At 74.9% G+C, this 9,236-nt stretch carries 8 protein-coding genes and 1 pseudogene; 4 read left to right on the top strand and 5 right to left on the bottom strand.

The genetic code is table 11. From position 1 onward, the window contains the following. Both SNE206_RS29010 and SNE206_RS29005 read left to right on the top strand, forming a co-directional pair. A pseudogene (locus tag SNE206_RS29010) lies at window positions 1–238 on the top strand (sphingosine kinase); the annotation flags it as partial. Between the two features lie 110 nt (window positions 239–348). Beyond that, window positions 349–600, top strand: coding sequence for a hypothetical protein (locus tag SNE206_RS29005; protein WP_407916473.1), 252 nt, complete (start codon window positions 349–351; stop codon window positions 598–600). Window positions 601–673: 73 nt separating this feature from the next. On the opposite strand, the gene SNE206_RS29000 is transcribed toward SNE206_RS29005, so the two are convergent. Next, window positions 674–1,291 (bottom strand): DUF5994 family protein, encoded by a 618-nt coding sequence (locus SNE206_RS29000; RefSeq protein ID WP_407916472.1) that lies wholly within the window; start codon window positions 1,289–1,291, stop codon window positions 674–676. A 724-nt stretch (window positions 1,292–2,015) separates the two neighbouring features. On the opposite strand from SNE206_RS29000, the gene SNE206_RS28995 reads away from it, so the two are divergent. Together SNE206_RS28995 and SNE206_RS28990 are read left to right on the top strand one after the other, a co-directional pair. After that, window positions 2,016–2,273, top strand: a complete 258-nt coding sequence (locus tag SNE206_RS28995; protein WP_407916471.1) for a hypothetical protein — start codon at window positions 2,016–2,018, stop codon at window positions 2,271–2,273. Between the two features lie 117 nt (window positions 2,274–2,390). Beyond that, window positions 2,391–2,888 (top strand): hypothetical protein, encoded by a 498-nt coding sequence (locus SNE206_RS28990; RefSeq protein ID WP_407916470.1) that lies wholly within the window; start codon window positions 2,391–2,393, stop codon window positions 2,886–2,888. A gap of 13 nt (window positions 2,889–2,901) precedes the next feature. On the opposite strand, the gene SNE206_RS28985 is transcribed toward SNE206_RS28990, so the two are convergent. The 4 genes from SNE206_RS28985 to SNE206_RS28970 form a co-directional block, all read right to left on the bottom strand. Then, window positions 2,902–5,376: a SpoIIE family protein phosphatase gene (locus SNE206_RS28985; protein WP_407916469.1), complete on the bottom strand. Its 2,475-nt coding sequence runs from the start codon at window positions 5,374–5,376 to the stop codon at window positions 2,902–2,904. A 130-nt stretch (window positions 5,377–5,506) separates the two neighbouring features. Then, entirely contained in the window at window positions 5,507–6,160 is a 654-nt protein-coding gene (locus SNE206_RS28980) for a TetR/AcrR family transcriptional regulator (protein ID WP_407916468.1), read from the bottom strand. Between the two features lie 43 nt (window positions 6,161–6,203). Then, window positions 6,204–7,805, bottom strand: a complete 1,602-nt coding sequence (locus SNE206_RS28975; protein WP_407916467.1) for an AMP-binding protein — start codon at window positions 7,803–7,805, stop codon at window positions 6,204–6,206. A 189-nt stretch (window positions 7,806–7,994) separates the two neighbouring features. Next, window positions 7,995–9,176, bottom strand: coding sequence for an acyl-CoA dehydrogenase family protein (locus SNE206_RS28970; protein ID WP_407916466.1), 1,182 nt, complete (start codon window positions 9,174–9,176; stop codon window positions 7,995–7,997). Window positions 9,177–9,236 lie beyond the last annotated feature (60 nt).

Here is a 9,236-nt window from a genome sequence, read left to right as displayed (position 1 = left end):
CCTCGACGTCACCGTGGTGCGGGCCATGCCGCGGCACCGGGTGGCCCGGTTCTTCCCGTCGGTCTTCAGCGGCACCCACGTCCGCCACGAGGAGGTGGAGACCCACCGGACGGCCTCGCTGCGCATCGACTCACCCGGCATCACCGCGTACGCCGACGGCGAGTACATCGGCCCGCTGCCCGTCGACGTCCGGGTGGCACCGGGCGCACTGCGGCTCCTGGTACCGCGCCCGGCCTGACGGGCGCGTCCGCGGGGCCGGCCCGGCCCCCCGGTCGCCGCGGGGCCGTGCCGCACCTACGGTCGTGACCGGGGCGGGCTCGCGTTCGGATCGGCACCCAGGAGGCCGGCATGCGGCACTACCGATGGGTCCTGGAGACCCAGGACGACCACGGGCACTGGTCCCGCCAGGAGGGTTCGCCGATTCCGAACCCGCTGGAGTACGACGGGCCGCCCCAGCGGGCGGCCAACCACGTGCGGGACGTCCTCGTGCGCACGCTGTCCCGGCCTGCACCGGGGCCCCGGGCGATCAGGGTGTGCGTCTGGGAGGGCGACGCGACCGTCGGCGAGCCCCTGGCCCGGACGGAGTGGTCACGCGGGTGAGCCGTTCGGCCCCCGGACGGCCACCCCGCCCGGCCGTCCCGGGCGGGGGATGCGCCGGAGCGCTGTCAGGCCGTCAGGCGGGCGTCGGCCACGTCGCGGCACGGGTACGGGCCACGGCCTCGCGCCGCCCGGCGTCGCCGGGAACGTCGCCGGGCGCGGCGGCCGACGGCAGGAAGCCCGAGCGGAGGCCCCGCGCCTCCGGCGCGTCCACGGGACCGGCCGGCCCCGCCTGGGCGGACGCGCTCTCCATGCCCTCCGCGAGCAGTGCGCTCGCCGTGCAGGTGTTGGCCGGGTCCGCGGCACGGGCCATCAGCCGGACGGCCTCGACCGGGTCCGTCGACGGCGGCACGACCAGCAGGTCGAGCCGCCGGGGGGTGTACGAGCACACCATGATCATGTGCTCGTCCTGTTCGACGGTGAACCAGCCGGCATGCACCGAACGCCCGGCGACCGGGATGCGCCGCGGGACGACCGGCCACTGCGCCGGATTCACGGTGATCCGGGTGACCCGGCCCCACCGTGCGTCCAGCTCCGCGGCGAGGGCGGGGATTTCGAGGAGAAGATCACGCGACCGGGGCCACCAGGCGCCGTCGAGGCGGCCGGGTCGGACACCGTCGGGCGCCAGCGAGAGCCGTATCGGGGCGGCTGCTGCGGCCAGGGGCGAGGTTGCGGGATCGAGGATGGTGGACATGGTCGACGACCTGTCTCAGGGTCCGCCCGAGGGCCGGATCCGGAATTGCCGTGCGCCGGAGACGACGCCAGTGTCCGGTGCCGGCATGCGAGGTGCCTTCGGTAGTGCCCAGGTTACTCCTGGTCGTCACCGGCCGGGCGCCATCCGGCGCAGCGGTTTCCCCCTGGTCAACCGGAAAGGCCTCCAGCGCACTTCACGCGCCCGCGCGTCGATCCGGCACCGGGGCCCCGGGCCGGTGCCGGACGGCCAAAAAGGCCGCTTCCGCACATTCACGGAAACGGCCCACGCCCTGCGTCGATACCGGCCTGTACAACAGGATTTGTCCCTGTGCCCCCTACGTCCGAGCGATCCCACCGTCCCCGCCGGTCACCCGGCGGAGACCCTGGCGATCGCGGACCGCAGAATCAGGGCTCCTGCTTCGCCGAGCCTCATGTTCCACCTCCTACAATCGCCTTGCCGGTCCTTCGTGTCCCGGTGAATCCCAGGCTACTCCGCCCGACGGCCGCCCGGACCGGATGAGGTCCGCGGATTCCCGGTCGCGGCACGAGCGCGCCCCGGTGGCGTCCGGCCCGGACTACTCTGCGCGCAGCGGGAGTTCGATCTCCGCCCAGACGACCTTGCCCTCCTTCGTCGGGCGGGTGCCCCAGCGGTGGGCGAGTTCGCTGACGAGGTGCATGCCGCGGCCGCCCTCGTCCTGTTCGGCGGAGGAGCGCAGCCTCGGCGAGTGCCCGCCCGCGTCGGCGGCCTCGACGTCACCGTGGTGCGGGCCATGCCGCGGCACCGGGTGGCCCGGTTCTTCCCGTCGGTCTTCAGCGGCACCCACGTCCGCCACGAGGAGGTGGAGACCCACCGGACGGCCTCGCTGCGCATCGACTCACCCGGCATCACCGCGTACGCCGACGGCGAGTACATCGGCCCGCTGCCCGTCGACGTCCGGGTGGCACCGGGCGCACTGCGGCTCCTGGTGCCGCGCCCGGCCTGACGGGCCCGACGCGGGCCCGTCAGGGTCCATGCGGAACCGCCGGCCACCAGGAGACCGTCCCACCGGTCTCAGGACCCGTGTCGCCGCCCCGTCCCCTCACCGACCCCAGGACCCAGTGTGAAGAAGAGATCCGCCCGCCTCGCGACCGCCGTCGCGCTCACGGCCGCCGCGGTGGCAGCGTCCGTGCTGTACCTGCCGGAGGTGCTGCGCCCCGGCTGCTCCGTCGCGGCAGCGAAGGCCCCCGGCCACCCGGACACCCTGCGGCTGCTCTCCTCGCACCCGGCGGGCACCACCCCGCTCGGGGCCGTGGAGTCCTCCTGCGAGGACGGCAGGTTCAGCGAGTACGCGGGCTACGCCGAGAGTTCCGTCGTCTACGCGTACACGACCGGCGAGCGGGAGTTCGCCGCCCACTACGACGCCGAGGCGGCCCGGTCCGGCTGGGTGGCGCACCTGCGGGAATCCGGCACGGGCGCCGTCGAGACCTTCGACCGCTGCTGGACCCGGACGGTCGACGGCAGCCCCGTCACGGCCGAGCTGCGGTACGACCCCACCGCACGGACGTACGCCCTCACCGCCACGAGCGCACTGGACGGCAGCGGCATCCACTGCCCCTGACCGGACCCGCCCGTCAGCCGCCAGCCCTGAGCGGGAGTTCGATCTCCGCCCAGACGACCTTACCCTCCTTGGTGGGGCGGGTGCCCCAGCGGTGGGCGAGTTCGCTGACGAGGTGCATGCCGCGGCCGCCCTCGTCGTGCTCGGCGGAGGAGCGCAGCCTCGGCGAGTGCCCGCCCGCGTCGGCGACCTCGACGGTGAGCGTGCGGTCGTCGCGGTAGAGCCGCAGGCGGCGGGGGGCGTCGGCGTGCAGCAGGGCGTTGGTGACGAGCTCGCTGACCATGAGTTCGGTGAAGTCGGCGTGCACGGCGAGCCCCCAGGCCTGCAGGGTGGACCGGGCGAAGCGCCGGGCCTGCGACGCGAGCGGCCCCTCCCCGGTGAGGTGCAGGGTGGCGATCCGCTCGGCGGGCACCGGAAGGGCGCGGGCGAGGATCATCGCGATGTCGTCGTCGGTGCCGTCGGCGACCAGCGTGGCGAGCACCGCGTCGGCGCTCTCCTCCAGCGTGCGGGAGCGCCCCGACAGCGTGCGGGCGAGGAGGCCGATGCCCACGTCGAGGTCCTGGCCGCGGCGTTCGACCAGGCCGTCGGTGTAGAGGGCGACCGTCGCCCCGACCGGCAGGGTGAACTCGATGCTCTCGAAGGTCGCGCCGCCGACGCCCAGCGGCAGGCCGGGCGGCAGGTCGACGGGGCTGGACGAGCCGTCCGCGGCGACCCGCACGGGGGGCAGGTGGCCGGCCGAGGCGACCAGGCAGGTGCGGTCGACGGGGTCGTAGACGAGGCAGACGCAGGTCGCGAACTGTCCCTCGCCGATGGCGCTGGCCGTCTCGTCGAGCCGGGTCAGCACCTGCTCGGGCGGCAGGTCGAGGGTGGCGAGGGTGCGGGCGACGGTGCGCAGCTGCCCCATGGTGGCGGCGGCGCGGATGCCGTGGCCCATGACGTCGCCGACGACCAGGGCGACCCGCCCGCAGGAGAGCGGCACCACGTCGAACCAGTCGCCGCCGACCTCGGAGACGAGGCTGCTCGGCAGGTAGCGGTGCGCGATCTCCAGGCCGAGCGTGCGGTGGATCTCCTGCGGCAGGAGGCTGCGCTGCAGGGTGAGCGCGGTCTCCCGCTCGCGGCGGTAGAGCCGGGCGTTGTCGATGGCGAGGGCGGCGCGGGCGACGAGCTCCTCGGCGAGGGCGACGTCCGCGGCGGTGAACGGCTCGGGGTTGCGGGTGCGGACGAACTCCGCCCCGCCGAGCACCATGCCGCGGGCGAGCACCGGCACCATGAGGTAGGAGTGCACGCCGGCCTCGACGCCGGGCGCGACGCGGTCCGAGGTCGGCACCAGGCCGCGCAGCACCTCCTCGTCGACGTGGGAGCGCAGCAGCGGCCGGCCGCTGCGCAGGCACTGGGTGTAGACCCGCTGGGCGTCGTACTCGGTGGTGGCGCCGACGGCGTCCGCGGCGCGCGTCAGCCCGGCCTCGTACGCCTCGCCGACGGCGACGGCCCGGACGAGGACCGGCCGCTCCGGGTGGATCGGGGCGGGCTCCTCGCCGCGGAGCACGGGCTCCAGCAGGTCGACGGTCGCGAAGTCGGCGAACCGCGGGATGACGGCCTCGATCAGTTCCTCGGCGGTGCGCTGCAGGTCGAGGGTGGTGCCGATCCGGGCGGTGGCCTCGGCGAGCAGGGCGAGGCGCTCCTGCGCGCGGGCGGCGCGGGCCTCGGCCTGGAACCGTTCGGTGACGTCGATGAGGTTGGAGCTCACGCCGAGCACCCGGCCGGTGGAGTCCTCCAGGCGGAAGTAGGAGGCCGACCAGGCGCGGTCGCGGCGCGGGTCGCCGGGGGTGCGGCCGTGCGAGCGGGCGTCGACCACCGGGCGGCCGGTGGTGAGCACCTGCCGCATGACGGCCTCGACCTCGGCGCTGTTGAGGCCCGGCAGCAGGCTGGAGACGCGGCGGCCGAGGTGTTCGTCGACGGTCAGCCCGTTGATCTTCGCGAGGGCGTGGTTGAGGCGGACGAACCGCAGGTCGGTGTCGTAGACGGCCATGCCGATCGGCGACTGGTTGAAGAGGCCGTCCAGCACGGCGAGGTCGGCCTCGACCTGGCGCAGCGTGCGGACGTCGGAGGCGGTGACGAGCAGCAGCGGCTGCCCGCCGGGCCCGGCGATCGGGTAGGTGTGGAACTCCAGCTCGACGCTGCTGCCGTCGCTGTGGCGGATCGCGTGGACCCCGGACCAGCCGGAGCCCGCCATGATCTCCTGGAACAGCTCGTGCACCTTCGCCCGCATGCCCTCGGGGGCGAGCAGCCGCGCGGCGTACGCGCCGACGGCGCGGTCGGCGGGGTGTCCGGTGAGTTCCTCGGCCTCGGCGCTCCAGTGCAGGATGCGGCCGTCGGCCTCCAGCAGCGCGGTGGCGAGCGGTACGAGCCGGTGGCCGCCCAGGCGCGCGGAGGCGGCACCCGCCTCCGCGCGGCCGGCGCCGTCCTCGGCGATCCAGTCGAATCCGTGCATGATCAGGAACTCACCCGCCCGGTACCTTCCCTACGGGAGGCCGGCCAATCCGGTCCCCACCAGACTGCACAAAGCCCGGCCGGTCGGCGACTGCTCGTCGCCGGCCGGGCCGGGCGGGGTGCCGGAGGGCTCAGCATCCGGGTCTCCCCGCGTCGGGGGCCGGGCCGGCCGGGGCGGTGAGCGCGGAGTCCAGGAGGCCGGCCCACTGGCGGACGATGCCGGCGCGGCGCGGGCCGTCGTCGGTGAGCAGGTTGGCCAGGCCGAGGCCGCGGGCCATGTCCAGGGTGGCCTGGACGGTCTCGCGGACCCCGGGCACGTCCTCGTCCGCGCCGAGGAACTCCACGGCGGCCCGGTGCGACTCCCGGCCGACGTGGTGCTCCAGCGCGACGATCCGCTCCCGCAGCGCCTCCTCGGTGGCGGCGGCCACCCACAGGTGCAGGGCGGCGCGGAACAGCGGGCCGGTGTACAGCCGGACGATCATGGAGACGACGGCCTCCGTCCGGCCGGGACCGGCCGGCGGCAGCTGCTCCGCACTGGCGCGCACCGCGGCGAGCCGCTCGTCCGCGACGTGCTCGACGGCGGCCGTGAAGAGGTCCTCGCGGGTCGGGAAGTGGTGCTGGGCCGCGCCCCGCGTCACCCCGGCCCGCTCGGCGACGACCGCGACCGTGGACCCCTGCCAGCCGACCTCCGCCAGGCACTCCACGGCGGCCTCCAGCAGGCGGCGGCGCGTGGCGCGGCTGCGGTCCTGCTGCGGGGTGCGCAGCGTGGCGGCGTGGGCGTTCATGGCCTGGCTCTCCGATGGCGGGGGACGGGACGGGCCGATCCTCTCAGATCGCGCCTGCCCCGCTGGACTGCGGGCGGGCCCGCAACTCCCGTCGCAGGATCTTGCCGCTCGCGGACTTCGGAACGGCGTCGAGGAACTCCACCGCCCGCACCTTCTTGTAGGGGGCCACCTGCGCCGCGACGTACGCCTCGACCTGGTCCCCGGTCAGTTCACTGCCCGGCGCGCGCACGACATATGCCTTCGGGCGCTCGGTGCCGTCCTCACCGGTGACGCCGACCACCGCGGCGTCGGCGATCTCGGGGTGGGTGAGCAGCAGCGCCTCCAGTTCGGCGGGGGCGACCTGGTAGCCCTTGTACTTGATGAGTTCCTTCACGCGGTCGACGACGAAGAGGTAGCCGGCCTCGTCGACGTAGCCGACGTCGCCGGTGTGCAGCCAGCCGTCCTCGTCGATCATCGCGTCGGTCTCCGACTGCCGGCCGAAGTAGCCCTTCATCACCTGCGGCCCGCGGAAGAGCAGCTCGCCGCGCTGCCCGGCGGGCAGGTCGGTGGCGGGGTCGTCGAGGTCGGCGATGCGCAGCTCCGTGGAGGCGACCATCCGGCCGACCGTGCCGGGCGGCGGCGCCGGGTCGTCCAGCGGCACCACGTGCGTCACCGGCGAGAGCTCCGTCATGCCGTACCCCTGGTGGATGCGGGGCAGGCCGAGACGGCGGGCGGCCGCCTCGGCGAGGTCGGCGTCGAGCGGTGCGGCGGCGCTCAGCACGTACTTCACGGAGGAGAGGTCGAAACGGTCGACGAGCGGGTGCTTGGCCAGGGCGAGCACGATCGGCGGGGCGGCGAAGACGCCCTCGATGCGCTGGTCCTGGATGGTCCGCAGGAACTGCTCCAGGTCGAAGCGGGGCAGCACGACGACGGTGGAGCCGCAGCGCAGCGGATGGTTGAGCAGCGCGGTGAGGCCGTAGATGTGGAAGAAGGGGAGCACGGCGATGATCCGCTCGCCGGGGGCGGTGGCGTGCACCGCGTCGGTCTGCGCCAGGTTGGAGGCGACCGAGCGGTGGGTGAGCATGACGCCCTTGGGCAGGCCGGTCGTGCCGCTGGAGTACGGCAGCACGGCGAGGTCCACGGCGGGGTCGATCCGCGGGGCGGGCTCGGGCGCCGTCGAGGCGGCGAGCTCGGCGAGGGTGCGGTGGCCGGACGCCGGGTCGCAGACGAAGATCTCGGCGATCGGGCTGCCGTCGGCGGCGAGGGCGGCGGCCGCCGCGGTGGCCACCGGCAGGAACGCGGCGATGGTGATGATCCAGCGGGCCCGGCTGTCGCGGAGCTGTCCGGCGAGCTCGCCCGCGGTGGCGAGCGAGCTGACGGTGGTGACCGTGGCACCCGTGCGGGTGGCGGCGTAGAAGGCGACCGGGTAGGCGATGGTGTTGGGGCTGTACAGCGCGACGACGTCGCCCTGCCGCACCCCGGCCTCGGCCAGCCCGGCGGCGGTGCGGCGGCTCGCGAGGTCGAGCTCGGCGTAGGTGAGCGAGCGGCCGGTGATGCCGTCGACGAGGGCGGGCAGGCCGGCCCGGCCGTCCAGGTCGCCGAGCACGGCGTCGTGGATGGGCAGGTCGAGCGGCTCGATGTCGGGATGGTCGCTGCGGAACACCATGCATGCCTCCGGTGGGTGGTGGGGGCTCGTCCTCGGGGGTGGCCGAGTCGCTCGGTGACAGCGTGCCCGGTTTCCGCACCGGGGCCCAGAGGGCGTGCACCGCCGATCCTGTGCGCCGCCGCCCGGGCGCCGGGCGCACCGGGCCCACCGGGTGGCCGGGAGGAGCGGGAGTCGGGAGCCGCGGGGCGGTCAGTACGAGCGGGGCAGGCCCAGGGTGTGCTGGGCGACGTAGTTGAGCACCATCTCCCGGCTCACCGGCGCGACCCGCCCGACCCGGGTGACGGTGAGGAGCGCGGCGAGGCCGTACTCCTGGGTGAGGCCGTTGCCGCCGAGGGTCTGCACCGCCTGGTCGACCGTGCGGCAGGCGGCCTCCCCTGCCGCGTACTTGGCCATGTTGGCGGCCTCGCCGGCCGCCGCGTCGTCACCGGCGTCGTAGAGGTGGGCGGCCTTCTGCATCATCAGCCGGGCCAGCTCGACCTCCACGGCGCACTGCGCGAGCGGGTGTGCGATGCCCTGGTGGGCACCGATCGGGGTGTCCCAGACGGTGCGGGTGCGGGCGTAGTCGACGGCGGTGTCGAGGGCCCGGCGGGCCGCGCCGATGGAGAACGCCGCGGTCATGATCCGTTCCGGGTTGAGCCCGGCGAAGAGCTGCAGCAGCCCCGCGTCCTCGTCGCCGACCAGCGCGTCGGCGGGCAGCCGGACGTCGTCCAGGAAGACCTGGAACTGCCTCTCGGCGGCGACGATGTCCATCAGGATCGGCCGGTACTCGAAGCCGGGGGTGTCGCGCGGCACGACGAACAGGGCGGGCTTGAGGCGGCCGGTGCGGGCGTCCTCGGTGCGGGCCACGAAGAGCACCGCGTCGGCGTGGTCGATCCCGGAGATGAACACCTTGCGGCCGGTCAGCAGCCAGTCGTCGCCGTCACGGCGGGCGACCGTGGAGATCCGGTGGGAGTTGGAGCCGGCGTCGGGCTCGGTGATGCCGAACGCCATCCGGCGGGTGCCGTCGGCGAGCCCCGGCAGCCAGCGGCGGCGCTGCTCCCCGGTGCCGTAGCGGGCGATCACCGTGCCGCAGATCGCGGGCGACACGACGAGCATCAGCAGCGGGCAGCCGCCCGCGCCGAGCTCCTCCAGCACGATGGCCAGCTCGGTGATCCCGGCGCCGCCCCCGCCGTACTCCGCGGGCAGGTTGACGCCCAGGTAGCCGAGCTTGCCGGCCTCCGCCCACAACTCGTCGGCGTACTGGCCGGCGCGGGCCTTCTCCTGGAACCAGGCCGGGCCGAAGCGGGCGGCGAGGGCGGCGACGGCCCGGCGCAGGGCCTGCTGCTCGGGGGTCTCGACGAGGGTGCCTGCGGTGGTGCGCGGTGCGGACATGCGGGTTGTCCTTCCGGGCGGTTCGGGCGGTTCGGGAGGGTGTCGGTCCGGGCGGGTGGG

It is taken from the genome of Kitasatospora sp. NE20-6 (genome assembly GCF_045862635.1).
The sequence above is the reverse complement of the archived record's forward strand: the minus strand, read 5'-3'. Positions and strand labels throughout refer to the sequence as shown.